At 61.7% G+C, this 24,504-nt stretch carries 27 protein-coding genes and 2 tRNA genes; 5 read left to right on the forward strand and 24 right to left on the reverse strand.

Annotation, left to right across the window (positions count from 1 at the left end):
• Positions 1-260: 260 nt before the first annotated feature.
• Positions 261-671, forward strand: coding sequence for a hypothetical protein (locus tag GC125_RS19300; RefSeq protein ID WP_151987220.1), 411 nt, complete (start codon positions 261-263; stop codon positions 669-671).
• Positions 672-683: 12 nt separating this feature from the next.
• Here GC125_RS19300 and fliF read toward each other — a convergent pair whose 3' ends face one another.
• From fliF to GC125_RS19355, 11 genes are all read right to left on the reverse strand, one after another.
• A complete protein-coding gene (gene fliF, locus GC125_RS19305) occupies positions 684-2,345 on the reverse strand; it encodes a flagellar basal-body MS-ring/collar protein FliF (RefSeq protein ID WP_151987222.1) in 1,662 nt (553 codons plus the stop codon).
• A gap of 146 nt (positions 2,346-2,491) precedes the next feature.
• Positions 2,492-2,878, reverse strand: coding sequence for a DUF8776 family protein (locus GC125_RS19310; protein ID WP_502706077.1), 387 nt, complete (start codon positions 2,876-2,878; stop codon positions 2,492-2,494).
• 44 nt (positions 2,879-2,922) lie between these two features.
• The gene (locus GC125_RS19315; RefSeq protein ID WP_151987226.1) at positions 2,923-3,468 is read right to left on the reverse strand and encodes a chemotaxis protein CheD; all 546 of its coding nucleotides are present in this window, start codon (positions 3,466-3,468) and stop codon (positions 2,923-2,925) included.
• Entirely contained in the window at positions 3,465-3,854 is a 390-nt protein-coding gene (locus GC125_RS19320) for a response regulator (RefSeq protein ID WP_126012811.1), read from the reverse strand. Before GC125_RS19320 ends, GC125_RS19315 begins: the two co-directional genes overlap by 4 nt.
• The gene (locus tag GC125_RS19325; protein ID WP_151987228.1) at positions 3,854-4,903 is read right to left on the reverse strand and encodes a protein-glutamate methylesterase/protein-glutamine glutaminase; all 1,050 of its coding nucleotides are present in this window, start codon (positions 4,901-4,903) and stop codon (positions 3,854-3,856) included. Before GC125_RS19325 ends, GC125_RS19320 begins: the two co-directional genes overlap by 1 nt.
• Positions 4,900-5,820 carry a CheR family methyltransferase gene (locus GC125_RS19330; RefSeq protein ID WP_151987231.1) on the reverse strand — a complete coding sequence of 307 codons (921 nt, stop codon included), beginning with the start codon at positions 5,818-5,820 and terminating at the stop codon, positions 4,900-4,902. Before GC125_RS19330 ends, GC125_RS19325 begins: the two co-directional genes overlap by 4 nt.
• The gene (locus tag GC125_RS19335) at positions 5,817-6,284 is read right to left on the reverse strand and encodes a chemotaxis protein CheW (RefSeq protein WP_151987233.1); all 468 of its coding nucleotides are present in this window, start codon (positions 6,282-6,284) and stop codon (positions 5,817-5,819) included. The genes GC125_RS19330 and GC125_RS19335 overlap by 4 nt, the downstream gene beginning before the upstream one ends.
• Positions 6,285-6,288: 4 nt before the next feature.
• Complete coding sequence (locus tag GC125_RS19340; protein ID WP_151987235.1) at positions 6,289-8,613, reverse strand: chemotaxis protein CheA; 2,325 nt, start codon at positions 8,611-8,613, stop codon at positions 6,289-6,291.
• Positions 8,614-8,626: 13 nt separating this feature from the next.
• Positions 8,627-8,992: a response regulator gene (locus tag GC125_RS19345; RefSeq protein WP_126008498.1), complete on the reverse strand. Its 366-nt coding sequence runs from the start codon at positions 8,990-8,992 to the stop codon at positions 8,627-8,629.
• Complete coding sequence (locus GC125_RS19350; RefSeq protein WP_286165581.1) at positions 8,989-9,279, reverse strand: STAS domain-containing protein; 291 nt, start codon at positions 9,277-9,279, stop codon at positions 8,989-8,991. The genes GC125_RS19345 and GC125_RS19350 overlap by 4 nt, the downstream gene beginning before the upstream one ends.
• 76 nt (positions 9,280-9,355) lie before the next feature.
• Positions 9,356-10,921 carry a methyl-accepting chemotaxis protein gene (locus GC125_RS19355; protein WP_151987237.1) on the reverse strand — a complete coding sequence of 522 codons (1,566 nt, stop codon included), beginning with the start codon at positions 10,919-10,921 and terminating at the stop codon, positions 9,356-9,358.
• Positions 10,922-11,323: 402 nt separating this feature from the next.
• On the opposite strand from GC125_RS19355, the gene GC125_RS19360 reads away from it, so the two are divergent.
• On the forward strand, positions 11,324-12,364 hold the full coding sequence (locus tag GC125_RS19360) for an AraC family transcriptional regulator (protein ID WP_151987239.1): 1,041 nt from the start codon (positions 11,324-11,326) through the stop codon (positions 12,362-12,364).
• Between the two features lie 171 nt (positions 12,365-12,535).
• Complete coding sequence (locus GC125_RS20110; protein ID WP_199864652.1) at positions 12,536-12,757, forward strand: LuxR C-terminal-related transcriptional regulator; 222 nt, start codon at positions 12,536-12,538, stop codon at positions 12,755-12,757.
• Between the two features lie 26 nt (positions 12,758-12,783).
• On the opposite strand, the gene GC125_RS19370 is transcribed toward GC125_RS20110, so the two are convergent.
• Positions 12,784-13,266, reverse strand: a complete 483-nt coding sequence (locus GC125_RS19370; protein WP_151987242.1) for an Lrp/AsnC family transcriptional regulator — start codon at positions 13,264-13,266, stop codon at positions 12,784-12,786.
• 120 nt (positions 13,267-13,386) lie between these two features.
• Here GC125_RS19370 and hppD point away from each other — a divergent pair, with 120 nt between their 5' ends.
• Complete coding sequence (hppD, locus tag GC125_RS19375) at positions 13,387-14,502, forward strand: 4-hydroxyphenylpyruvate dioxygenase (protein WP_151987244.1); 1,116 nt, start codon at positions 13,387-13,389, stop codon at positions 14,500-14,502.
• 76 nt (positions 14,503-14,578) lie between these two features.
• On the opposite strand, the gene GC125_RS19380 is transcribed toward hppD, so the two are convergent.
• The 10 genes from GC125_RS19380 to GC125_RS19425 all read right to left on the reverse strand — a co-directional run bounded on the left by GC125_RS19380 (position 14,579) and on the right by GC125_RS19425 (position 20,835).
• A tRNA-Phe gene (locus GC125_RS19380) sits at positions 14,579-14,654 on the reverse strand.
• A 120-nt stretch (positions 14,655-14,774) separates the two neighbouring features.
• The gene (gene yacG, locus GC125_RS19385) at positions 14,775-15,002 is read right to left on the reverse strand and encodes a DNA gyrase inhibitor YacG (RefSeq protein WP_151987246.1); all 228 of its coding nucleotides are present in this window, start codon (positions 15,000-15,002) and stop codon (positions 14,775-14,777) included.
• Positions 15,003-15,005: 3 nt separating this feature from the next.
• Complete coding sequence (locus GC125_RS19390; protein ID WP_151987248.1) at positions 15,006-15,629, reverse strand: Maf-like protein; 624 nt, start codon at positions 15,627-15,629, stop codon at positions 15,006-15,008.
• A 53-nt stretch (positions 15,630-15,682) separates the two neighbouring features.
• Positions 15,683-15,901, reverse strand: coding sequence for a translation initiation factor IF-1 (infA, locus tag GC125_RS19395; RefSeq protein WP_007759621.1), 219 nt, complete (start codon positions 15,899-15,901; stop codon positions 15,683-15,685).
• A gap of 142 nt (positions 15,902-16,043) precedes the next feature.
• Complete coding sequence (locus GC125_RS19400; RefSeq protein ID WP_151987250.1) at positions 16,044-16,511, reverse strand: arsenate-mycothiol transferase ArsC; 468 nt, start codon at positions 16,509-16,511, stop codon at positions 16,044-16,046.
• The gene (locus tag GC125_RS19405) at positions 16,511-16,987 is read right to left on the reverse strand and encodes a UPF0262 family protein (protein ID WP_151987251.1); all 477 of its coding nucleotides are present in this window, start codon (positions 16,985-16,987) and stop codon (positions 16,511-16,513) included. Before GC125_RS19405 ends, GC125_RS19400 begins: the two co-directional genes overlap by 1 nt.
• Entirely contained in the window at positions 16,987-18,288 is a 1,302-nt protein-coding gene (hisD, locus tag GC125_RS19410) for a histidinol dehydrogenase (protein ID WP_151987253.1), read from the reverse strand. Before hisD ends, GC125_RS19405 begins: the two co-directional genes overlap by 1 nt.
• A gap of 32 nt (positions 18,289-18,320) precedes the next feature.
• Positions 18,321-18,770: a DUF2948 family protein gene (locus tag GC125_RS19415; protein WP_151987255.1), complete on the reverse strand. Its 450-nt coding sequence runs from the start codon at positions 18,768-18,770 to the stop codon at positions 18,321-18,323.
• Between the two features lie 161 nt (positions 18,771-18,931).
• Positions 18,932-20,221, reverse strand: a complete 1,290-nt coding sequence (gene murA / locus GC125_RS19420; protein WP_151987257.1) for a UDP-N-acetylglucosamine 1-carboxyvinyltransferase — start codon at positions 20,219-20,221, stop codon at positions 18,932-18,934.
• A gap of 329 nt (positions 20,222-20,550) precedes the next feature.
• Positions 20,551-20,835 carry a hypothetical protein gene (locus GC125_RS19425; RefSeq protein WP_151987259.1) on the reverse strand — a complete coding sequence of 95 codons (285 nt, stop codon included), beginning with the start codon at positions 20,833-20,835 and terminating at the stop codon, positions 20,551-20,553.
• A gap of 161 nt (positions 20,836-20,996) precedes the next feature.
• Here GC125_RS19425 and GC125_RS19430 point away from each other — a divergent pair.
• Positions 20,997-21,071, forward strand: a tRNA-Thr gene (locus tag GC125_RS19430).
• A gap of 126 nt (positions 21,072-21,197) precedes the next feature.
• Here GC125_RS19430 and GC125_RS19435 read toward each other — a convergent pair.
• The gene (locus GC125_RS19435; protein WP_151987261.1) at positions 21,198-21,620 is read right to left on the reverse strand and encodes a PilZ domain-containing protein; all 423 of its coding nucleotides are present in this window, start codon (positions 21,618-21,620) and stop codon (positions 21,198-21,200) included.
• A 54-nt stretch (positions 21,621-21,674) separates the two neighbouring features.
• On the reverse strand, positions 21,675-24,305 hold the full coding sequence (locus GC125_RS19440; RefSeq protein WP_151987263.1) for a sensor domain-containing phosphodiesterase: 2,631 nt from the start codon (positions 24,303-24,305) through the stop codon (positions 21,675-21,677).
• Positions 24,306-24,504: the final 199 nt, after the last annotated feature.

A 24,504-nucleotide genomic window follows, 5' to 3' on the forward strand; every position in this document is an offset into this window, starting at 1 on the left:
AGGTTACGCACCACCCCCATGGCTTGTCCACTGTCAAACCTGGCCATTTACCGCGAGCGTCCGATATGGGCCGATTCGCGTGTCGGTTGAGCAACCAATTGCTCCGAAATAACTGCATGTCGGTCGGGCTAAACCGCATAAAGTGGGAACACTGGCCACGATTACTTGTATTGTTATTGACCAGAATGGATTATTGCGGCGTACGGAATATCTACCCTTGGCGGAGGGGCGTCTCGTTTCGAAGAGTGAGAACCCGTGGCGTGACTGACAGATTGGATGCCCCGAACAGCGTTCTCGACCAGGCGACGATCAATCTTCTTTCGGAATTTTGCATCGTCGATCATTGGTCGGCCAATCTCGCCAACGCGATGCTGAAGATCGGGCCCCGCGGACGCGAGCTACATGGTTTGCCCGTGGAGCGCACCACCTTCGGTCTGCTGGAGTTGGTGCGCTGCTATGATGATTGCGCCCACGACAAGATCATCAAACTCTTCGAACACGCGGCCTTCGAAAGCCGGCCGTTCAACTTTTCCGCGGTGATAAGGCAGCCGTCGGAGGATCATCGCATCGTTCATTGTTTCGGTGCGTATCGGTCTCTCAAGGACCAGTCAGATGGCGAGGAACTCTACGGAGTGTTTCTCTTTTCCCGCGGCACCTACGGCCATCTTTGAAAGCAACCTGGATCAGGCCGCCTTCTCGATCGCCCATTTGCGCAAGATCTTGGCAGCGCGTTCTTCGTTCAGCTCGACCATGCGAGCCAGACGCTTCTCGGGGCCTTCCTTCATCCGGCGATTGTAGCCGGCACCCTCGTCGCTGCCGAGGAGATCCGTCTCGGGGTCGAAGCCGAAGTCCGCGCCGAAGCCCTCCATCGGAATAGCACCCGTGCCGACCGATGGGCTGAAATCGCCAAGCGCGCCGTCGGCTTCTTGTGCAGGCACCACGGCGGTGCCGACCGACCGCGCCAGTGGGCGAAGCCCGAACCAGACGACCAGCAGAGCGACCACGATGAATGCAGCGGCATTGACCATGCTGCCGGCATGGCGTGAGAGATTTTCGAGAACCGAGCCTTCGCCGACGGCCTCCTCCAGGAGCTGATTCTCGAGAAATGCCATGGCGTTCAGCGACACCACATCGCCTCGATCCTGACTGAACCCTGCCGCCGACTGCACGATGTTTTCCATATCGGCGAGATAGGCGTCGATCTGTTCCTGGGTGGCGTTTTCGCCGATCATCGCAGCAATGCGACCACGATTGACGACGACGGCGATCGACAGCTGCTCGATCGTGTAGCTGTTCTTGACGGTCTCGATCGTCTTCGAGTTGATCTCGAAGTTGGTCTGCTCTTCGCGCCGATCGAGCGACTCGTTCGACGTAGGCCCGCCGCCTTCGCCTTCCGGTGCGGCCTGCGGGAGGTTTTGCTCAACCGTTGCGGGGGTGTCACCCTCGGCGCGGTTAGAACGCTCTTCTTCGCGCGTTACCCGTACCGAACGCTCGACTCGCGATTCCGGATCGAAAGTGGTTTCGCGGATCTGCTGGCTGTCGGTGTTCAGGTTGGCCCGGACGCTTGCGCGGAAGTTGTCGACGCCGAGAAAAGGCGCCAATGCCTTCTCGATGCTGGTTTCGATCTCGCCTTCGACGAGCTGAACGAGGCTCATGGAGCGATTGAGCGCGCTGTTGGTCATGTCGTCGCCGGAAGCGAGCAACTGGCCCGTGGAATCGAGCACCGTGACATTGTCGATGCCGAGACCCGGAACGGATGCTGCCACGAGATGGCGCACGGAGTCCGCAGCTCGCTGGCCGTTCGTACCGGACGTGCGGATCATGACCGACGCTGACGGTTCCTGCTCGCCCCGCCGGAAGTTGCCGCGATCGGGCATGACGATGTGAACACGCGCGGCGGAGATACCGCTGATCGACTGGATCGTCCGCGCAATCTCTCCCTCAAGGGCACGAACGCGAGTCACTTCCTGCATGAACGAGGTCAGGCCAAGCGAACCGACATTGTCGAAGAGTTCATAGCCGCCATTGGCGCTGTCGGGCAGCCCGCGCTCGGCAAGAAACGCGCGCACCGAGCCCACTTGACCAACCGGAACGAGGAGGCTGGCACCATCCGCACCGACGGAAAAATCCATGTTCGCTTCGGAAAGCGCCATCGAAACCCGGCCGAGATCCTCCGGTTCGAGGCCGACATAGACCGTTTCCATGGTTGGTCGGTTCAGATAGAGCCCGGCGGCCACGACCAGGGCGATCGCAAGAGCGGTTCCCCCTATCAATGCCATGATGCGCATCTGGCCGAGGGCCATGAACCGCTTGGAGAGTGGTGCCAGTTGGCTCAACAGATTCATTCTGTGCCCGTTCAACTGCAAAAATCGACGCGTCACGGCGTGACACGCCATGCGATCCTGTCAGGGCGACATTAGGCAGTGAAACTTGCGCGAGGGTGTTGCGCCACGACTGCGCGCGGGACAGCAATCGTCAGAATCGAGGCAGCTCAGAAAAGCTCGATGCCACCGCTTTCTGGCATCGCAGCGCTGCGCGCATCTGCAGCGCCGGAAAGGCGATCCTTGACGTCGGACAACGTCATGATGCGCAGTGCATCTTGAAGGTCGATGCCCACGCCGTGCGGGACGTTGAGCGAAAGCGCATCGAGGAAATGACCGAGGCCGCGCAATCGCTGGATCGTGAGATCGAGCGTCTGCAGGCGCATGAGCCGTGCGTCATTCGTCTCGGCGCCACCGCCCGCAATGAGGTCGGTTTCCAGCGCTTCGACCGCGCCGGCGAGATCGCTCATCTCGTTTGCCAAGCGCCCCAGCAGTAGGCCTAACGGTTGACCGGCTTCATCCTGTTCCAGTCTGCATCGTGCGTGCTCGGCCATCATTCCATGCTCCAGTATATGCACTTGGGCGTCGCTGACGCCGTCACTCAAAAGAATTCCACGCCACCATCTGCTGGAGCCGGCGCAACCGGGCGCGGACGCTCCATCTCGACGGCGCGCAGCGTCTGCGTGTTATCGAGCGCATGTTGTCTGGCACGCCCACTCACAGGCCAGAACTCGACCTTGCGGCCGAGATCACCGCCGGTGGAAGCGTTGATGATCGGAATACGCTCGTCATTGAGAAACCGAACTGCAAATTCCGCATTCTGCTGACCGACATTCGAGAACTGCGCAATCGTCTGAGCGCCGCCGAAGATCTTCGCCTGCAGTCGATCCCGGCGCGCACCGTTCTTCAGCAGTTCGTTGATCAGCAGTTCCATGAGATGCACGCCGTATCGCGTCGCGGCATTGCCAGAAGAGCCTGGTCCGCCGGGCAGCAGGAAATGGTTCATTCCGCCGATGCCGGCCGTCGTATCCCGCAAACAGGCAGCAACGCAGGAACCGAGAATAGTGGTCAGCACGACATTCGGGTCGTTGCTGACATGATACTCTCCCTGAATGACGTGGATGCGCCGGACCGTGCCGGCTGTCATTTCAACGCACCGAACACAGCCTCGATCGCCGCCTGCATCTTCTCTACCGTGAAAGGCTTGGACAAGACGTTGTTCGCACCGAGCTGCGCCGCCTTCTGCACCAGAGCGCGGTCGCCCTGTGCCGTCAGCATGATGAACGCAGCACGCTTCGTCTGGGCGTTGGAGCGGATTGCCTGGAGAAGCCCGAGGCCATCCATCTTCGGCATGTTGAAATCAGAGATGACCAGATGATGCGGCTGTTGCTGCATGATCGCCAGGCCCTGCTGACCGTCACCGGCCACCGTTATCTGCGAAAACCCCAGCGACTGGAGCGCTTCGCCGAGCAGCAGGCGGCTGGTCACCTGGTCGTCGACGATGAGAACTTTGATTTTCTGCGCAAGCGACATCATACAACCCCGATTTTCTTGGCCGCCGTTGCGGCAATAATCTCATCTCCGATGGCATCGAGCGGAAGCTGCACGGCGACAGCCCCTATCTCCTGCGCAACGCGAGGCATTCCGTAGACAACAGCGCTGCGCTCGTCCTGGCCGAACGTTGCAGCTCCCGCCTGGCGCATGGCGAGCAGCCCCTGAGCGCCGTCGCGGCCCATGCCGGTCAGGATCGCGCCGACGGCGTTCTTGCCCGCCGTCGCTGCGACAGAGCGGAAGAGGACGTCGACCGACGGGCGGTGGCCATTCACGGTTCCGCTTTCCACCAGCCGGCACCGTGGCCCTGAGCCGTTGGCGACCTCCAGATGCCGCTCGCCGCCGGGCGCCAGATAGACGCGACCGAAGGACAGCGGCTCGCCATCAATGGCCTCGGCAACTTTCGGCGCGCATAGGCGATCCAGGCGCTCCGCGAAGCTGCGCGTGAAGGTTGCCGGCATGTGCTGCGTGATGACCGTCGGCGGACAATTGGCCGGAAACCGCGAAAGAACCTGGATCAGCGCCTCGACGCCGCCGGTCGATGCACCGATGGCGATGATCCGGTTGCGCGGGCGGTAGTCCGACGTCACCGGTGCGGGCGCGACCTTTTCCGTCGGACGCTGATAGGTCCGCTTCAATCGCGAAGCGGCAGCTTCCTTGACCAGCGTGGTCAGCCCGGCAAATGGCTTTCCTTCGCCCGGGACGGGTTTGCCGATGCAGTCGAAGGCACCGATCTCGAGCGCCGCCAGCGTCGCCTCGGCTCCACGCTGCGTCAGAGTCGACACCATGATCACGGGCATCGGCCGCAGCTGCATGATCTTTTCGAGAAATTCGAGACCGCTCATGCTCGGCATTTCAATGTCGAGCGTTACGACGTCGGGGTCGAGCGCCTTGATGGCGCTTCTCGCCTCCATCGCGTTCGATGCCTGGCCGACGACCTCGATGTCCGGATCGGCGTTCAGCACGGCTGAAATCATCATCCGCATCGTGGCGGAATCATCGACGACAATGACCCTGATGGGGGCGTTCATAGCGCTCCGCTCCTGCCTGCCGGTCTGCCGGACGTCTTTCGATAAGTGGTGATGGCGACGTTGTCGAAGCCGTCTTTCGCCGGGCCCGACACCCGCTCGGAATGACCGATATAGAGGTGTCCACCATCCTCCAGCGCTTGATGGTAGCGGCTCCAGACACGCGCCTGGGTCTGCTCGTCGAAATAGATCACGACGTTGCGGCAGAAGATCACCTGGAACGTGCCTTTGAAAGGCCAGTCGCGCAGGAGGTTGAGCTCGCGAAATGCGATCAGTTGCTTGACTTGCGGCGAGACTTCCCAGCGAGGGCCAACCTCGCCCTTCGCTTCATATATGAACCGCGAGCGCAAGGCAGATGGCACCGTTTCCACCGCATGGTCGTCGTAGCGACCGGTACGGGCCTTCGCGATGATCTTCGGATCGATATCGCTCGCGAGAATGCGGAAATCATAGGATGCGATCTCCGGCATCAGCGACAGGACCGTCAACCCGATCGAATATGGCTCCTGGCCATCCGAGCACCCGGCCGACCAGATCCGCACCCGGCCACCATCCTTCGCCTTCTTCAGGAGCGGCGGCAACACAGTGTCGCGCATGTGATCGAAATGGTGATTCTCTCGAAAGAAGCGCGTGAAGTTCGTCGTGAGGAACGACAGCATCTCGCGCCGCTCGTCCGCGCCTTCTGCCGAAGAAACGAGTTCGCAATAGTCGCGGAAACTCGCTAGGCGCAGCTGCCGAATACGCTTGGAAAGCCGCGAATAGACGAGCGAGGCTTTTGTCTCATTGAGATGGATGCCTGCGTCAGCGTAGATCATCGCCGCGATCTCGGTGAGATCGCGACGGGTCAGCGGAAACTCTCCGCTGACCAGCAGTTCTTCGCTGGGCAAGCCTCCGCCGTCGCGCGCCAGTGGGCGTGTCATGCCGCTTCGCTTTCGCTCGCCTTGAAGAGCGCTTCAAGTTCGATCAAGCAGATCATCCGACCCTCGATCGCCAAAACGCCGCGGGCGAACGACTTGTCGAGTTCGGACGAGACCTCCGGCGTGGGCTGGATGTTCGCGCTCGTGACCGACAGGATGTCGGAAACAGCATCGACCAGAAGTCCCACGACCTTCTTATGGACCTGAGCAACGATGATGACGTGGCGCGCGGTCGGGTCCGCTGCCTTCATGCCGAGACGGCTAGACAGATCGATGATCGGCAGCACCGCCCCGCGCAGGTTGATCACGCCGAGCACGAAGCCTGGCGAATGCGGCAATGCGGTTGCCGGGGTCCATCCCCTGATTTCACGCACCGACATGATGTCGACGCAGAATTCCTGATCGCCGATACGGAAAGCGATGAGTTCGCGAACGCCGTCAGCCTGGTTCCTGGCAAGCTCTTTCATGGTCCTATCCTACTGCTGCGAGGGAAAGTTCGGGCCGCGCCTGGTCGCCGCGAGAACCGGCGACGACAGCATCGACGTCGAGAATAAGGGCGACACGCCCGTCACCAAGAATGGTGGCAGCTGCAATACCGGGCACGTGATCGTAATTGGCTTCCAGGCTCTTGATGACGACCTGGCGCTGGCCCTGGATCGCGTCCACCATGAGCGCACGCTGGCCGCCACCTTCCGTTTCCACGAGAAGCGCCACGCCATGAACCGGATCGGCCTGTTCGCTGCGAAAAGACAACACCCGCCCCACATCCACCAGCGGACAAAATGTGTCGCGGATGGAGATGAGGCGCTGTTCCGCGCCGAAGCGATGGATTTTCGAGGCTTCCGGCTGCAGCGTTTCGACAATCGCCGTCAGCGGTACGACCAGCGTCTGGTTGGCGACCGAAACGACCATCCCATCGAGCACCGCAAGCGTCAGCGGCAGGCTCATGGTGAAGACCGAGCCCTCGCCTGGCTTCGAAACGATGGAGATGCGGCCGCCCAATTGCTGGATGGACCGCTTGACGACATCCATGCCGACGCCGCGACCCGAAATGTCGGATATCTTGTCGGCCGTGGAGAACCCTGCATGGAAGATCAGATTGTCGATTTCCTCGTCCGTCAGGTTGGCATCCGCGCTGATCAGACCGTTCTCGATCGCCTTCCTGCGGACACGCTCGCGGTTGATCCCAGCCCCGTCGTCGGCGATCTCGATCACGATGCGACCTGACCGGTGCTTGGCGGCAAGCCTCAGAGTTCCTTCTTCCGGCTTACCGGCAGCCAGCCGCTTCTCGGGCGTTTCCAACCCGTGATCGACCGCATTGCGGATCATGTGGGTCAGCGGCTCGGCGAGCTTGTCGATGACGGTCTTGTCGACCTCGGTGTTCTCGCCTTCGGTGATCAGACGCACGTTCTTGCCCGTCATGTCGGCGATTTCACGCACGATACGGGACATACGCTGGAAGACGGGCTTTACGGGCTGGGCGCGGATCGCCATCACGCTGTCCTGGATTTCCCGGGTCAGCTGCTGCAGTTCCTCAAGCCCCATATTGATGGCCGATGTGCCGGACGCGCTCTCATTGACGCTTTGCGCCAGCATGGCCTGATTGATGACCAGTTCACCGACGAGGTTGATCAGGCGGTCGACGCGATCGAGATCGACCCGGATGGTCGGAGCGACCGTTTCCGCGGCACGGCGATCCCCACCTTGACGGCGATCCCCTGCATCGGCATCGGCGCCCCTTTTGGCAGCGGCTTCGGCGATCGAAATCACCGGCGCGGCTGGAGTGGTCGCCGCAGGCTTGGCAGCCATGGGCGCCGGCTGCGGCGCGATCGTATCCTCAACGGTCAGATTGTCGAATGCCGAGAGATCGAACGGCACCGGAACCATGACGCCATCATTGGCCGCAACAACCGGCTTCGATGCGACAAGAGTCGGAGCAGGCGTCTCGACCGGAGCCATCAGCACGATCCCAGCGGTCGGTTGAACGGCGGCGGCATCACCCGCCGGAACGATGGTCAGGTCGCAGTCCCATTCGGCGAATTCGAAGACCCGCTGGATCGGCGCCTCGTCGGCGAGACCCGCGATCTCGATCGTCCAGGCAAGATAAGCACCCTCTGGGTCCATCTGATCGAGGTCTGGCAGATCGCTGCTATCGCACGCGATCTGCGCCGTGCCGAGTTTTGCAACGTCGCGCAGTAGCAGATAGGCGTCGTTGCCCTTGCCGTAGAGTTCGGCGCGCGGCCGGAAGGTCACGACGAAACCCGAGGCTGCAACATCGTCGTCTTCGTCGGCGAAATCGTCGAAGGAGAAAGGCACAGGCGCGAAATCGCTGCCCTGCGGCTCGTCCAGCATCACCGGCACCGGCTTGAATTCCGGCTCGGCGTCGGCCAGCTTCTCACCGGAAGACACGCCTTCGCCACGTGCCAACGCTTCCAGATCGGCGACGAGCGATGCGCTCCGATCCTGGTCGATCTGGTCGCCATGACGGGCGGCGTTGGTCAGGTCAGCCAGAACGTCCGCCGACTTCAGCATGACCTTCAGGACGTCGTGCGTCGGCTCGAGTTGCCCCGACCGAACCTTGTCCAGCGTGGTTTCGAAGACATGGGCGAAGGCCACGAGATCGTCGAGCGCAAACGCGCCGGCGCCGCCCTTGATCGAATGCACGGCCCGGAAGACGGCATTGACGGTTTCCGGATCTGTGTCGCCATCGTTCAGTGCAAGGAGACCCGTCTCCAGCTCGGCGAGTTGCTCCTCGCATTCCTGGAAGAATATCTCTCTGATTTCATTCATATCCATGATGTCGATCCCGTCAGGCCGTCACGCGCTCGATGGCGTCGATGAGTTTCGCAGGGTCGAAGGGCTTCACGATCCAGCCGGTGGCGCCGGCCTGTCGTGCGCGGTTCTTCTTTTCCTGGTCGCTTTCCGTGGTGAGCACGAGGATCGGAATGGCACGGGTACGCTCGTCCCTCCGAACGCCCTCGATGAAACCGAAGCCGTCGAGCCGCGGCATGTTGATGTCGGTCACGATCACGTCGGGGTTGGAGCGGGCGAGAACTTCGAGGCCTTCGACACCGTCTTCCGCCTGAATCGTCTCGTATCCGGCACCCGACAACGTCATCAGGAGCATGTTTCGGATCGTGCGCGAATCGTCGACCGTCAGCACCGTCTTTTTCATCGTGTCGTCTCCGTTGCGGGCGTCAGATCACCGGCAAAACCCATCTGCCGGACTGCGTTGAGGAAACCGTCGGAAGGACGATCGATCGAAAAGCTTGCGCCGTCGCGCTGCCAGGCATTTCGTGCCGCCAGAAGAACCTGCAGGCATTGTCCGCCGATCCGCTCGACGCGCGAAGCATCGAGAGCCAAGGGTGTGCCGCGGCGCGCAAGAAGGCGATCGCGGAGCGGCGATGCCGCGTTGAGGTCCAGGACCGTCGGCAGTTCAACGACCTTTGCATCGTCCATCATCGTCATCGCTCCATTCATACGTGCTGTCCTTTGCAGAGTGCGGCCGTCCCGCCGCCTTCCTGCGTTGCCGTCTTCGTCATGCACCAAGGCTCCGCAGGTAACCCCAGGCGTCGTTGTCTCGAGATGGTCGCTTGATGGCGACAGGCTCGGTCGATCGTGCCGGTTCGCGTCGCTCATAGGATTTCGGTACGGCAGGCGAGCCGACGCGATCGTCGCCGTGAGAAGCACCATGAAGCGGGACCGACATGATGTGAGCGATCGATGCCTTCGCCGACTGGCCGGCGCGATCGATAGCGTCGAACGTCTCCGCCATGCGGCCAAAACCCTGTCCGAGAAGACCGCAATCGGCCTTGATTGCCTTCAATTCCTCGCCCGCAGTCTTGGCATCCGCGTCGACCGCGGACATGCGCTGCAGGACGTCCTTCAGGATGTCCCGCGTCTCTCTGACACGGGCAGACCCCAGGCCCACATGTTGTTTGGTCTGCCCAACGATGCTCTTGATATCCTTGGCCGCGTCCGCTGAGCGCTCGGCAAGCGCCCGCACTTCTGAAGCGACCACGGCAAAACCTCGGCCGGCGTCGCCCGCGCGCGCGGCCTCGATGCCGGCGTTCAAGGCAAGAAGGTTTGTCTGGAATGCAATCTCGTCGACCGAGCCGATCAGCCGGTTGATCTCTTCCGCCGATCGCTCGATGTCGCCCATCGCAGCCATGGTGTGGGCAGCGGCGCTGTCGCCTTCGCTAGCCTTGGCGCGCGTGTCTCCGAGCGACGTTCCGACAGCCGCAAGCCGCATTGCAGCCGAGCCGACGGCCGCAGACAGGTGCGCACCGTTCTCGCGCGCCGTCTCGACCACCGCACCTGCCTCGCCGGCCAAGGCGATCACCTGTTCCTGCGCAGTCTCGGCAAGTACGCCGTGGGTCTCGAGCGCAACGGAAGCGCCGGCGAGCGCACCGCGGTGCTGATCGAGTTCTGAAAGCACGTGGTTGATGGCGCCGGCGACCGTACCAAGGCTGTCGGGAAGTCGGGCAGGATCGAGCCGACGGCCGGTGTCGCCACGCGCGGCATTCTGCAGGGGTGGCAGAAGCACCGTTTCGATGCGCTGGCGGTTATCGAGCCGCCGGGCTTCAGTTTCGCGTCTGAAATCGGCTTCCCGGCGCGCCGCCCGCTCGGTCACCAAAGTCTCGATGTCGGCAAGCACGATCTTGACCAGCGCCGAGACCGCCGTCAGGTCGACGCTTTCCGTCTTGTTGAGGGATGGCCAGCGCCGCTGACGCGGCTGTTCGCCCATGGCGGCGATGGCCGTTTCGATTGCCTGGCCATAGGCCGCGAACAAGAGCCCGATCGGCGCGCCCGGCTCCGTCAGGACGGGTGCGATCTCCGCTTCTGCGAGATTACCTTCTTCAAGAACGACTATCGCATCCAGGCGATCGATAAGCGACCGCTTCAAGCGCCCTTGCAAGGCCCCGTCGATCGCGCCGCCTCGCTGTGCGGTATCCAGCAGAGAGCCGATGCTAGCCTCTGCCGAAGTCCCGAGGCTGGGCGACACGAGCCGCACGCCTTCGCGCTCGCCCTGACCGATCGTCGATACGACGAATGCGGTCCGGTCGCTGCGAAAACCATGCTCGTTGAGCCGATCCTGCCTCAAGGTGATCCTAACCGGTCATGCAGGCACGGACGCGCCCGGTCGCGACCGGAAACGCCACATCACTCACATGCCTAAATCTGTCGGGAAAATACCGGTCTCTGTCCGGTACGACGAACCGGCATCATGCCTGAGGGGAATGGCTGTGCGCCCCCACACCCACTGCGTCGTGATGGGGAGACTATGATCGAAGTCCTTGCACTAAGGTTAACCATCGAGAGCAACTTCCTGAGTAGTCGACCACCGACGCAGACTTCCCTCAGTTTGACGAGTTGCGGCGCAAGATAAGCGATGCCAGTATTGCGTTGCAGCAACGATTGTTGCGGATACGACCTTTTGCCCCTTCGACACGATCAGGGCTGCGCATTACCATCGATGCCAAAGTATTAACCTTGTGCGCCAACGATGTCGAAATCGCCTCAACTGGCAGACCGATTCGAAGTGGCCGCGTCTCTCGGCGCGTCGCTGCTGGCGATGGGCCGCGAGCATGGCATCGACGTCGACGGCATTGCACGGTCGATGGGCCTCGACACGGCACATTTCAATGATTTCTCGACGTGCATCAGCCTGGACCGGCTGTGCCGTCTGTTCGAATCGCTCGCCATTATTTCTGGCGACCCCGCTTTCGGCCTGAAAGCGGCCGACCACCTGCAACCCGGCATCACCGGCATTTACGGCTATGGAATGTTGAGCGCACCGACGCTTGCCGAGTCGCTTTCCTTCGCCGTGCGGCATCATCGCTTGTTGATGGAGACGCAGCATTGTCAGATCGCCGTGAAGGGGGAGATCGCGCGGCTGGAGTGGTCGCTGCCGGCACTTATCGTGCGCCACGACCAGTTCACCGACTATATCGCTGCTCTCTTTGCCGCACGGTATCGCGGTCTTCTCGGACTGAACCTGCGCGCGGCACGCTTTCTTCTTCAACGGCCCCCGCCAACCGCTCTCGGCATGTATCGCCGCAAGCTAGCGGCCAATCTGCGGTTCGGCGAGCCGATGAACGCCATCGAGTTTCCAGCCGGCCTGATGGCGACGCCGAACCCGAAAGCAGATGCGCGTCTTCATCGCCTCATGGAAGAGCAATGTGCCAAGCAGGCAGAACTGAGAGTAGAGAACGACGACCTGCAAACGCGTATCCGGCTCTATCTGCTGCAGAATCTATCCGCCGGTGAACCTACGCTCGAACACGTCGCCCGCCATATGGGCATGAGCGAACGGACGCTTCAGCGCCGTTTGGCCGAGGCGGGAACATCCCACAACGACCTCATCGACCAGACCAGGCGCGAATGGGCACGCCGCCTGCTGCGCGACAGCGAACGCAGCATATCCGACATCGGCTACGAGCTCGGCTTTTCCCAGCCAAGCGCGTTTACCCGCTCAGCCCAACGGTGGTTCGGGCGCTCTCCCAGCGAACTCCGACGGGAACTGCGAAGCCTCTCTCATCACTGATTTTGTGCATTGCAGCATTTTGAATGGCGTCACGGGTCAAAATCTCGCAAAGCAAATTCGTATATTAGATTTTTATCGCCGCCGGTCGTCATGATCCGCCGCGAAGCGCTTTGCCGCCCGCATGGATGTCGGCAGCCCTCAGACTCTCCCCGCAGAGTTCGAAAGACGACCATGAACAAGATGAACGAGTTGGGCGCCAGCGCGCTCAACCAGCACGAGCTGGATTGCCTGCGCCTGCTCGCACACGGCCGCGACACGGGCTTGATCGCCGCACACATGGGCTGTTCGGTCGATGAGATCGAACAGACGCTGGATGGGGTCACTGCCCAATTGGCCGCTTCCAGCCGTCTGCATGCCGTCGTCATGGCCATGCGGCTCGGCCTGATCCGATAAGCCATTCCGTGGATGCGATCGGTTCGTCATGAACCGGTCGCAGACACCGTTACGCCCGCCTCGTCTTTCAGCGTCTTCAACACGATTTCCGAGCGCACCTGCGTCACCTGTGGCTGGGGCAGGAGCTTCTCGTGAACGAAGCGGGCAAACGCTGCGAGGTCGGGAACACGGATGTCCAGCACATAATCCGCATCGCCGGAAACGGAGTGGGCTGCTCTCACTTCCTCCTGACGCGCCAGAAAGGCGGCAAAGGCCGCCTCCTGCTCCTGGCCGTGGGACCGTAGGTTGACGCGGGTAATGGCGCGCATGCCGAAGCCGAGCGCATCGGCGTCGAGAAGGGCACCGTAACCCTTGATAAGACCGCCGGCTTCGAGCGCAGCCCGCCGTCGCGAGCATTGCGATGGCGACAGGTGAACCTGCGCTGCGAGGTCCGCATTGGTCAGCGTCGCATCCCTTTGCAACGCATTGAGAATTGCAGCATCCACCCGATCGATACGAACCTGTTGCATCAATTGCCGTCTTTTACCGATTTCGATGCATCATCCTCTAGTCCGGCACATCAGATTGCAAGCCGATTGCACGTCTCCAGCGGTAGAATGAGCACAGCTCAACGACGAGGAGGACCACGCATGGGACCGTTTCCACACGACGCACCGAAAGCAACGATCACGGAAGCCAATCCGGCCGGCACGGACGGGTTCGAGTTCGTCGAATTCGCCCATCCGGAACCGGAGGTTCTCGACAATCTGTTCCACCAGATGGGCTTCACGCCGGTCGCGCGACACCGCCGCAAGGCGATCACGCTCTACCGCCAGGGTGACATCAATTACCTGCTGAACGCCGAACCCCGCTCTCATGCGTCGACATTCTGCGCCGAGCACGGCCCCTGCGCACCAGCCATGGCCTGGCGTGTCGTCGACGCGCAGCACACCTTCAAACGTGCCGTCAGCCTGGGCGCGGAACCCTATCTTGGCGACGGCAAATCCATCGATGCGCCTGCCGTCGTCGGCATCGGTGGATCGCTGCTCTATTTCGTCGATCGCTATGATGATGCAGGTAGCTGCTATTCAGCGGACTACGAGTGGCTCGGAGAAGTTGATCCGAAGCCGCAGGGGTTCGGCTTCTTCTATCTTGATCACCTGACCCACAATGTCGTGCGCGGCAACATGGACACCTGGTACCGGTTCTATGCCGAGACCTTTAATTTCCGCGAAATCCGCTTCTTCGACATCAAGGGCAAGCAGACCGGCCTGACGTCGCGCGCCCTCACCTCGCCCGATGGCAAGATCCGGATCCCCATCAACGAAAGTGCCGACGAGCACAGCCAGATCGAAGAGTATCTGCGCGACTATGGCGGCGAAGGCATACAGCACATCGCGATCGCGACCGATGACATCTACGCAGCCACAGACCGCATCAGCGACGCCGGAATGGAATTCATGCCCGGCCCGCCGGATGTCTATTACGAGATGTCTCTCAAACGCGTCGATGGCCACCAGGAGCCACTGGAACGGCTGAAGAAGCGCGGCATCCTGATCGATGGCGAAGGCGTCGTCGGTGGCGGCGAGACCCGCGTCCTGCTGCAGATCTTCTCCAAAACCGTGATCGGCCCGATCTTCTTCGAATTCATCCAGCGCAAGGGTGACGACGGCTTCGGCGAAGGCAATTTCCGCGCGCTCTTCGAGTCGATCGAGGAAGACCAGGTTCGACGCGGCGTGCTGAGCAGACCAACATCGGCAGAGTAGACGTTTCACAGAAACTGAAGCAGCCGGCCAGTCATTCCTGGTCGGCTGTGTGCGAATGAGAAGGGTCTTTGAAAAATGGTGCCCAGGGACGGAGTCGAACCGCCGACACTGCGATTTTCAGTCGCATGCTCTACCAACTGAGCTACCTGGGCATCTTCTTGATCCGCCGACATTTCTGCAGCGGGAAAGACCGTTGGCAGGCCCTTCGAAGTGGGCGGGTTATAGCCACCCGAAATTGCGGTGTCCAGCACCCGGCACCGAAATTTGTCAGTCTATTCGCGGCCGGTTTGATCGTCGTCCGGCAGGCTCCCGTCACCCTCTTCCGGATCGTCTTCGCGCACCGGGATGACATAGGCGCCCGTCAGCCATCGATTGAGATCGATTTCCTTGCAGCGCGTCGAGCAGAAGGGAAAAGTGGCCCGGTGAGAGGGCTTCCCGCACTCCGGGCACGGCCGCGGCTTGCGCAAAGGCGTCACTTTGGCGTCGATACCGTCAACCATTGCTCAGCGCGCTTCCAGCCAGTTCAAATGCACTTCGTAGCCCTCGCCCGTCAAAAGACCGACCGTCTCATAAAGCGGCAAGCCGACGACATTCGTATAGGAGCCCACAAGCTTGACGACGAAAGCGCCGGCATAGCCCTGGATGGCGTAACCGCCGGCTTTGCCGCGCCATTGGCCGGACGCAAGATAGGAATCGATTTCCACCGTCGACAGCCGCTTGAAGCGCACGCGCGTTTCCACGATCGTCTGCCGCAGCTTGCCGGAAGGCGTGATGACGCACACACCGGTGAAGACGCGGTGCGAACGACCCGAGAGCAGGTAAAGGGCATTGGACGCCTCATCCACCCGCTCGGGCTTGCCGATGCTGCGGCGGCCGACCGAAACCACGGTATCCGCCGAGAGGATGAAATGCCCCTTGAGGGCCGGGTCCGATGCGATCGCGGCGCGCGCCGCTTCCGCCTTCTCCTTCGACAGGCGCCGGGCAAGCGAGCGGGGATGCTCCGACTTTGCCGGCGTCTCGTCGATTTCCATCGGCATCAGCTTGTCAGGCTCGATTCCGGCCTGCGCAAGCAGCTCGATCCGCCGAGGCGAACCGGATGCGAGAATGAGTTTCTTGGACAACGCCATGATCTAGCCCGAGCCGCAGCCGTTCCTTCGGCCGCCTGGGGCCGTCTGGAATGCTATTTGAAGCGATAGGTGATGCGGCCCTTGGTCAGGTCATAGGGCGTCATTTCGACGAGCACCTTGTCGCCGGCCAGCACGCGGATGCGGTTCTTGCGCATGCGTCCGGCAGTGTGGGCGATGATCTCGTGCTCGTTTTCCAGCTTCACGCGGAAGGTCGCATTCGGAAGCAATTCGGTCACGATGCCCGGAAACTCCAGGACTTCTTCTTTTGCCATACAGGTCGGTTCTTTCTTGTTTTAAGGGCCCAGGCCAAAGCCTCGGCTGAAATCGGGCGGAAACTACACAATCCGGTCACCTTTGTGAACCGTCGAGATCATGCCGGCGACCGAGGCTTCAACTGACCTGGACGTCGTCAAATCAGTCGCGGCGAGACCTGAACCGCGCGATGATCGCCGTCCTGATCCGGTCGCGCACGTCCCGGTAACTCTCCAGGATCTGCTCGCGCGTCCCGGTCGCGACCGTCGGATCCGGCATCGGCCAGTAGATCACGTCGACCGCATTCGTCCGCGTCAGCTCCAGCGCCCGGTGATGCGCCTCCGGAGCGAGCGTGACGATGACGTCGAAAAAGCCGTCCTCGAGATCGTCGAGCAGTTGCGGTTGCCGTTTGCCGAGATCCAGCCCGATCTCGTTCAAAACGGCATCGACGAACGGATCGCGCGTACCCGGCCTGACACCCGCCGAAGCGATATAGGTGCCGGGCCCGAGAATGTCACGCGCCATTGCTTCGGCCATCGGCGAGCGGATCGAATTCATTCCGCAAACGAAGAGAATGGACCCCGGATCGCGCCTCTCCTCGGCGGGCGTGTCCGTGTCGGGGGGTGGCATCAACCGCGCCAGTGCAGAACGCAGATCAGGGTGAACAGTCGGCGCGCCGTCGGAAAATCCACTTTGATCTTTCCCTCGAGCCGATCCATCAGCGTTTGCGAACCGTCATTGTGAATGCCGCGCCTGCCCATGTCGATCGCCTCGATCTGTCCCGGCGAGGACGATCGGATCGCATCGTAGTAGCTTTCGCAGATCATGAAATAGTCCTTCACGATCCGCCGGAACGGGGTCAGCGACAGGATGTGGGTCACGACCTGATCGCCGCTTTCCGTCGTCACGGCGAAGACGAGGCGCATGTCGACCAGCGAGAGCTTGAGCTTGTACGGTCCGCCCGGGTGCCCCACTGGCTCGAAGCTGTTTTCTTCCACGAGGTCGAAGATGGCGACTGCCCGCTCATGCTCGACATCGGGCGTCGAACGGCCGATCGATTCGTCGAGTTCGACGTCGCTGAGCCGGAAGACGCCCGTTGTCCCCATCACGAACCCGGCATGTTCATGCGGATGGAAACGGACCGCGCATGGGCGTCGAGGCCTTCCGCCTCGGCAAGCGCGATGGCGGCTGGCCCGAGCGCGCCCAGCTGATCCGGCCCGAGTTCCAGCACCGACGTGCGCTTGACGTAGTCGAGCACCGAAAGGCCGGACGAGAAGCGTGCCGAACGGGCGGTCGGCAAAACGTGGTTTGATCCGCCGACATAGTCGCCGATCACTTCGGGCGTGTGCCGCCCCATGAAGATCGCACCGGCATTGCGGATATGCGGCAGAAGATCGTGCGGCCGCTCGACCGCCAGTTCCAGATGCTCGGCAGCGATCCGATTGATCAGAGGGAGCGCGGCAGTGAGATCGTCCACCGTGATAACGGCGCCATGATCGCGCCAGCTGGCTTCCGCCCGCTCTCGGCTGGACAAGGTGGTCAACTGGGATACAACGGCGCGCTCGACGGCATCGGCCAAATCGCCATCGTCGGTGATGAGGATCGACTGCGCGGCTTCGTCGTGCTCGGCCTGCGCCAGCAGATCGGCAGCAAGCCAATCGGCACTGTTGCCGCCATCGGCGACCACAAGGACCTCCGACGGGCCGGCGATCATGTCGATGCCGACATGGCCGAAGACCTGGCGTTTTGCAGCAGCCACATAGGCGTTGCCTGGACCGACGATCTTGTCCACGGCCTTGATCGTTTCCGTTCCGAAGGCGAGCGCCGCAACGGCCTGCGCGCCGCCGATCCGGTATATCTCGGTTACGCCGGCAATGCGCGCAGCAGCAAGCACGACGGGATTGAGCGCACCGGCGCGTGCCGGGACCGTCATGACCAGCCGCTCGACACCGGCCACCCGGGCAGGAACCGCATTCATCAAAACGGAGCTCGGATAACTCGCCTTGCCGCCCGGCACGTAGAGACCCACAGCCTCAATCGCCGTCCAGCGCGAGCCGAGCTTCACGCCAAGCGCATCCTCGTAGAAATCATCGCGTGGGAGCTGGCGGCTGTGATGTGCCTCGATGCGCTCGGCCGCAAGCCGCAGCGCGTCCAGCGTGCGCGCATCGACGAGATCCATCGCGGCATCGATTTCGGCCTCGGTTACGGCCAGGCCGTCATGTTCCAGGTCGATACCGTCGTATTGCTTGGACAATTCGATCAGCGCGACATCACCGCGCGCGCGCACATCGGCAATGATCTTGGCGACGGCATCGCCGACATCGACGGAGACTTCACGCTTGGTCGAAAGCAGCGCCGCGAAGCGTGCTTCGAAATCCGGGTCCTGATGATCGAGACGAATGGCCAAGCGGCTTGCTCCCTGCACGTAAACTTTAGCGCTCAATCACGTTCTGGATGGCGCGGTCGCCGCTGCGTTTCCCATGCTGGCCCGAGATCGGCAAGCTGCGCCTCGATACATTCGACGTTGAGCTGAACGGAAATATCGTCGGCGAAGATCAGTTCAATCTCTCCACCCGGTCCTTCTGTCGCAACATCGGGCACGAACTGGACGGCAAGCAGTGACAGTACAGTCTCGCGCGCGCCCCGATCGAAGCCTTTCGACCGGACGGAAAGCACCCGGCTGAAATGCATCGCTGCACGCCGGCGCTCGAAGCTTTTCTGCCGCTCGCCCTGCGCCACTTCCCAGACGAACCGGTTGGCCCCTAGCGCAAACTGCCGGCTCTTGGCGTCGTAGCTCATGTCCCCGACCTTCAGCACTGCGTCCTGCATATGCGCGGAAAGAACGTCGAGGTCTTCGCTGTCGAGGGCTATGAGTTTGATCAGATCCATGACTGCATTCTCTTGGAGACGGCGCCGATGCGCAATGCGGTCGATCCGCTGCGGGCCACGGCACTCGAGCAACCTTGCTCGAATTCAATGGTGCAGCGCAACATAAGCACGCGCATCCGGTTTCGCAACGGCGGCAGGTGCGATTAGCGCACCCGGGCCGACTAGCCCGAGATGCGCTCGACCTGCGCGCCGCAATTGGTGAGCTTTTCCTCGAGCCGCTCGAAACCGCGATCGAGATGGTAGACGCGGTTGACGACCGTCTCGCCTTCGGCAGCCAGTCCGGCGATGACGAGCGATACCGAGGCCCGCAGATCCGTGGCCATCACCTGCGCCCCCTTCAGCCGATCGACGCCGCTGACCGTGGCGGTCTGACCCGACAAAGAAATGCGCGCACCGAGCCGTGCAAGTTCCTGCACATGCATGAACCGGTTCTCGAAAATCGTCTCGGTAATCCGCGACTCGCCCTTGGCCATCGTCATCAGCCCCATGAACTGGGCCTGCAAATCGGTTGGGAAGCCCGGAAACGGGTCGGTCGTCACGTCGACCGGTGCGATGCCCGAGCCATTGCGCACCACGCGGATGCCGCTTGCCGTCTCGCTGATCTCAGCGCCGGCGGATTGAAGCGCATCCATGGCCGAACGCAGCAGGTTGATATCGGTGTTTTCGAGAACGACGTCACCGCCGGTCATGGCGACGGCCATCGCATAGGTGCCCGTCTCGATGCGGTCGGGAAGCACCCGGTGGCGCGCGCCCGAAAGCGAAGCGACGCCCTCGATCGTGATCGTCGACGTGCCGGCGCCGGAGATTTTCGCGCCCATGGCATTCAGGCACTTGGCGAGATCGGCCACTTCCGGTTCGCGTGCCGCGTTCTCGATCTCGGTGACGCCTTTGCCGAGCGTCGCCGCCATCATCAGAACATGCGTCGCTCCCACTGAGACCTTCGGGAACACGTAGCGCCCGCCGACTATGCCCTTCGGCGCCCTGGCGTTCACATAGCCGCCGTCGATTTCGATCTCGACGCCGAGCGCCGCGAGGCCCTCGAGAAAAAGATCCACCGGACGCGTACCGATGGCGCAGCCGCCGGGAAGAGAAACCCGGGCTTCGCCCATGCGCGCCAGAAGCGGGCCGATGACCCAAAAGCTCGCCCGCATCTTGGAGACGAGTTCATAAGGCGCAGTCGTGTCGACGATGTTGCGCGCCGTGAAATGCACGGTGCGCGCATAGCTTTCGCCCTGGCGCTCGCGCCGGCCGTTGACCGTGATGTCGACGCCGTGATTGCCGAGAATGCGGACCAGCTGCTCGACATCGGCCAGATGCGGCACGTTCTCGAGCGTCAGCGTGTCATCGGTCAGGAGCGAGGCGATCATCAGGGGCAGCGCCGCGTTCTTGGCGCCGGAAATCGGGATGATGCCCGAAAGAGGATTGCCGCCGATGACTTTGATACGATCCATGCGCTTGCTATGCGGACCGGAAGTCCGCCCTCTCCTGGTGATCGACAACACCCATTCGCGGGCTGCCTGTCGCATCGTTGCGACCGATTGAATTCAGATCCGCGCGTCGGGCGCTGCCAAGCGGCGTGACGCGCATGATGAGACGCGGCCGCACGACGGACGCTTCCAGCGCCATCCATGAACCGCATCCTCGATGCCCCACAGGCGCGCTAGAGATCAATTATGCGGATATCAAGACCGATTCGCACCATCCACAGGGCGCGCAACGTGCATCCTGCGCAAAAGCCATGATCCAGCCGGTTTAAAGCAGGCACTCGGCTTCAGGCCGCTCAGGAATTGTCGCTGTCTTCGTCGTCCCCACCCATCGCCCGGCGTCCGCGCATCTGCGCCTTGCGTCGCTTGAGATTGTCGCGAAGCGCCGCCGCCAGCCGCTCCTTCTTGCGCGAAGCCGCACTATCCGGCTTCCGTACCATGGCCTCGTCCTGCCTCGACGGCTTCGGCTCATTGCCTGTCGCATCCTGCGCCACGGCCTCGCCATCGCCCCTGGGCGGCGCGCCGCTCGGACCCTCTCCGATCAAGTCGGCCTTGTCGCTCTTGCCAGTTTCATCGCTCATGATCACGCCGCTTTAGCCGATCCCACCCCGCAATCAAAGCCTGTGCCAAGGGAATACGGCCATCGGCATCGCCCGCTCAGACCATGCGAGATGCGGCTTGCACTCCCCCTGAACCTATGGCAATAGGCCCCTGCCCGCGGCAAGACCGCGCCGGCCATCAAGCTGCGGTAGCTCAGTGGTAGAGCACTCCCTTGGTAAGGGAGAGGTCGAGAGTTCAATCCTCTCTCGCAGCACCATTATCTCACTGATATTTTGAGTTGAATTTAGAACGCGCGGTCCGGGCTCTGCCGACCGGCCAGCATGCCGCACGGCATGGCCCCACGCCGGCCCCGTGCTCGTCAGAGACGGTGTCTTCGTAAGACTCAGGACCCGCCCCCCTCGCTGAACTGCTTGAAGTCCCGTCCCAGCGGTTCGAGGCAGGCGTCCGAATCTTTCAGACGCGAGATTTGATTGACGAAACGCGGCTGCAGCTCCTTGATGAAGCACACATGCGCGAACCCGTCCTTCCGCTCGACGACCTGCGATCCGATGCAGAATTCGAACTCTCCCAAGACAAGAAAGAAGTGGTCGGGAATGGGGCTGGCCGGTCCGATCTCCAGCTTTGCACCGCCTTCCGACAAATCCAGCATGTTCACGATGCGGATGTTCGGATCGCGGATGCCGGGAGCGAAGAAGAGCGCCCGAACGCGCAGGTCCGTCGGCCGCCGGTACCACTGCCTGCGTTCATGGATGGAGGGAATTCGGCTCAGGTAGTTTTTAGTTCTTGGGAAGAGCGGCTGCGCCATTCTCGTTACTCAACTGAATTATCTGACCAACACCGGAGACTGTCGCTTCTGCCTTTAGGGGTATGCTTTCACCCGCTTCGGGTGGTTCTCGTTCACTGCGATGAACTCCTGGGCTTGGGTGGGAGACAGCGCCTTGGCGTAGAGCCAGCCTTGGGCAAACCGGCAGCCCATGCTGCGCAGCATGAGAGCGGTCGTCTCATCCTCCACACCCTCGGCCACGACCGTCAGTCGCAGCCCTTCGGCGAGCGAGCACATCGTTTGCACGATGGTGCGATCCTTCTCGCTCGTCGACATCCGCCGGACGAACGACATGTCAATCTTCAGTTGATGGATGGGAAACTGCGTCAGATGGACCAGCGACGCGTACCCCGTCCCGAAATCGTCAAGAGCGATCGAGAAGCCCATCTCGTTGATCTTGGCGAGCACTTGCGCAGCCTTCTCGGCCGTTCGACCAAGCAGCACGCCCTCCGTGATCTCCAACTTGATGGATGACGCGGGCAATCTGGCGTCGACGACGCGGCCGAGGCGATCCAGGAACGACGGGTCGCGCAGCTGCACCGAGCTGATGTTGATCGCGATCTGACCGAACGGCCGACCTTCCGCGGTCCATCGCGTCGCCGTTTCGATGACCTGGTCGAAGACGAGATCGGACAACCCCGCGCCGATCATGGGATCGTCGATCAGATGAGCGAACAAACCGGCTGATGTCGGGCCGTTCTTCGGATGGTGCCAGCGCAGCAGGGCCTCGAAACCATCGAGGGCACCGGACCACAGGTCGATGATGGGCTGGTAATAAACCTCGAACTCGGCGTGCTCGATGCCCTCCACGATTTCGCGTCTCAGCTGATGATCCCGCTCGTCCGCGGCGCCCAATTCGTCCGTGTAAAGAACCAGCCCCCCACGACCGGACTGCTTGGCGTGCAGAAGCGCCACATCTGCCTTGCTGAACAGACTTGCTGCACTCACTTCGCTCCCCTCGGCCAAGACCGCACCCATGGACACGCGCGAATGCAGTTGCACCCCCTTGATCGTCATCTCGGCGCTGAGGTGATGCTTGATGCGCCGCGCCTGGAGCTGCAGGGATTGCTCGTCCGGGACGCTGGTCAGCAGAACGCCGAACTCATCACCGCCGAAACGCGATACGTGGGCGCAATCGCCTCCGCTCACCAGTGCCGACAAGCGACGCCCCAATTCCTTAATCACGGCATCTCCGGCCTCGTAGCCGAACGCGTCGTTGATGTCCTTGAAGTGATCGAGATCGAAGAACAGCAGCGCGAGACATGGATCAGATCCACGCTCGCCCAGGAGCTCATCGAGCCTTTGGAAAAATGCTGCTCGGTTCGGCAATCCCGTCATGTGATCGTGAGAAGAATGATGCAGAGCGCGCGACAGAAGCTCCTGCTCCTCCGTCACGTCTTGGAGAGAACCGATCAGCCGTGTTGGCGCACCATCCGAACGGTATTCGGTTTCGCCGATCGTGCGGACCCATTTGCGTTCGCCTGATGGTGTGATGAGCGGGTACTCGGCCTCCAGAACTTCACCGGTCTCGATCGCGATCGAGACAAGCTGCCTAAGTCGCTCCCGTTCGGGAAGGGCACAGAAGTCGACGGCGCGCTCAACGGTCGGCGTAAAATCCTCAGGTGAAACACCGTGAATGGCGTAGACTTCCGAGGTCCAGGTCACCTCATCGGTTGCGAGATCGACCGCCCAGCCGCCCACCCGCGACATGCGCCCGATCTGGCTCAGCAGCATCTGGTACTCGCTGAGTTCCCGATATTGTTTTTCGAGGGTCGATCGTACGTCTTCGAGCCTCTCCTGCTCGGCGACGCGCTCCGTTACATCCATCAGGCAGCCCTGCCAAGTGACGATTCCGGCCTCTTCCCTCACCGGGTGGGAGGCGCCGAGGATCGAGAGTGTGCCTTTGGTGGGATGCTGAACGCGGAACTGGTGCTCCCAGGGAGCAACGGACCGATAGGCTTCGTCGATGGATGTCGCAAATGCCTCGACGTCTTCTGGATGCAGCTGAGAGAAGACCTGCTCGATGTCTTTCACCGCCACATCGGGAGATACGCCGAGCGTGTCGATCAGGCCCCGGCTGGCATAGCTGAGCCACTGCTCGCCTTCACTGTTTCGCTTGAATTCGAAAAGCCCACCCGGCGAATTGTCGGCCAGTCCGTAGACGCGGTCTTTGTCTGCATTCAGGTCGATACCAAGACGACGTGCATCTAGCAGATCCATGGTGATCCGAGCCAACTCGCGCAGCATCTCGAGATGGTAGGGCGAGGGCTCACGAGACTGCGGATCAATGACGCAGATCGTACCAAGACGATGATGATCGCGCGTTATGAGAGGGGCACCCGCGTAGAAGGAGACGGCCCCTGACGTCACGAGGGGGTTGTCCGCAAACCGCTCGTCCTTCGCCGCATCTGGCACGACGAAAACCTCGTCGCCCTCGATGGCGAAGCGGCAGAAGCTCTCATCTAACGTGGTTTCCTCTCGATCGAAGCCGATGCGGGCTTTGAACCATTGCCGATGGTCGTCGACGAAGCTGATCAAGGATGTCGACACACCGAAGATGTGCGCAGCCAGCTTTGTTAAAGTGTCGAAGACCGGTTCCGTCGCCGTATCAAGAACATGAAAGCTCCTCAGTGCATCAAGCCGCGCCGTGCCCACAGAGGTATGCATGATTGATCGTGTCCTAATCCCTACGTCTTTGCGGCTTCGCCTGTTCAGTGACAGGCATCCCGTTTTGACGGCTCAGCGCCCAACTCGATCGCATTGCATCACAGAAGTTGAAAAACACTTTGCACTTTTGCCGAAAAATGAGTCAGCAGCCCGATTATTGAGAATTTGGGAGGCACGTGCGTCGAATTCCGGACGACCA

The organism is Rhizobium sp. EC-SD404 (assembly GCF_902498825.1).
Taxonomy (GTDB): Bacteria; Pseudomonadota; Alphaproteobacteria; order Rhizobiales; family Rhizobiaceae; genus Georhizobium.

Bases quoted from the DNA above. Each gene is read 5' to 3' on its own strand.
- fliF (WP_151987222.1), bottom strand. From the start codon at position 2,345: ATGAATCTGTTGAGCCAACTGGCACCACTCTCCAAGCGGTTCATGGCC.
- GC125_RS19310 (WP_502706077.1), bottom strand. From the start codon at position 2,878: ATGATGGCCGAGCACGCACGATGCAGACTGGAACAGGATGAAGCCGGT.
- GC125_RS19315 (WP_151987226.1), bottom strand. From the start codon at position 3,468: ATGACAGCCGGCACGGTCCGGCGCATCCACGTCATTCAGGGAGAGTAT.
- GC125_RS19320 (WP_126012811.1), bottom strand. From the start codon at position 3,854: ATGTCGCTTGCGCAGAAAATCAAAGTTCTCATCGTCGACGACCAGGTG.
- GC125_RS19325 (WP_151987228.1), bottom strand. From the start codon at position 4,903: ATGAACGCCCCCATCAGGGTCATTGTCGTCGATGATTCCGCCACGATG.
- GC125_RS19330 (WP_151987231.1), bottom strand. From the start codon at position 5,820: ATGACACGCCCACTGGCGCGCGACGGCGGAGGCTTGCCCAGCGAAGAA.
- GC125_RS19335 (WP_151987233.1), bottom strand. From the start codon at position 6,284: ATGAAAGAGCTTGCCAGGAACCAGGCTGACGGCGTTCGCGAACTCATC.
- GC125_RS19340 (WP_151987235.1), bottom strand. From the start codon at position 8,613: ATGGATATGAATGAAATCAGAGAGATATTCTTCCAGGAATGCGAGGAG.
- GC125_RS19345 (WP_126008498.1), bottom strand. From the start codon at position 8,992: ATGAAAAAGACGGTGCTGACGGTCGACGATTCGCGCACGATCCGAAAC.
- GC125_RS19350 (WP_286165581.1), bottom strand. From the start codon at position 9,279: ATGATGGACGATGCAAAGGTCGTTGAACTGCCGACGGTCCTGGACCTC.
- GC125_RS19360 (WP_151987239.1), top strand. From the start codon at position 11,324: ATGTCGAAATCGCCTCAACTGGCAGACCGATTCGAAGTGGCCGCGTCT.
- GC125_RS20110 (WP_199864652.1), top strand. From the start codon at position 12,536: ATGAACAAGATGAACGAGTTGGGCGCCAGCGCGCTCAACCAGCACGAG.
- GC125_RS19370 (WP_151987242.1), bottom strand. From the start codon at position 13,266: ATGCAACAGGTTCGTATCGATCGGGTGGATGCTGCAATTCTCAATGCG.
- hppD (WP_151987244.1), top strand. From the start codon at position 13,387: ATGGGACCGTTTCCACACGACGCACCGAAAGCAACGATCACGGAAGCC.
- yacG (WP_151987246.1), bottom strand. From the start codon at position 15,002: ATGGTTGACGGTATCGACGCCAAAGTGACGCCTTTGCGCAAGCCGCGG.
- GC125_RS19390 (WP_151987248.1), bottom strand. From the start codon at position 15,629: ATGGCGTTGTCCAAGAAACTCATTCTCGCATCCGGTTCGCCTCGGCGG.
- infA (WP_007759621.1), bottom strand. From the start codon at position 15,901: ATGGCAAAAGAAGAAGTCCTGGAGTTTCCGGGCATCGTGACCGAATTG.
- GC125_RS19400 (WP_151987250.1), bottom strand. From the start codon at position 16,511: ATGCCACCCCCCGACACGGACACGCCCGCCGAGGAGAGGCGCGATCCG.
- GC125_RS19405 (WP_151987251.1), bottom strand. From the start codon at position 16,987: ATGGGGACAACGGGCGTCTTCCGGCTCAGCGACGTCGAACTCGACGAA.
- GC125_RS19415 (WP_151987255.1), bottom strand. From the start codon at position 18,770: ATGGATCTGATCAAACTCATAGCCCTCGACAGCGAAGACCTCGACGTT.
- murA (WP_151987257.1), bottom strand. From the start codon at position 20,221: ATGGATCGTATCAAAGTCATCGGCGGCAATCCTCTTTCGGGCATCATC.
- GC125_RS19425 (WP_151987259.1), bottom strand. From the start codon at position 20,835: ATGAGCGATGAAACTGGCAAGAGCGACAAGGCCGACTTGATCGGAGAG.
- GC125_RS19435 (WP_151987261.1), bottom strand. From the start codon at position 21,620: ATGGCGCAGCCGCTCTTCCCAAGAACTAAAAACTACCTGAGCCGAATT.
- GC125_RS19440 (WP_151987263.1), bottom strand. From the start codon at position 24,305: ATGCATACCTCTGTGGGCACGGCGCGGCTTGATGCACTGAGGAGCTTT.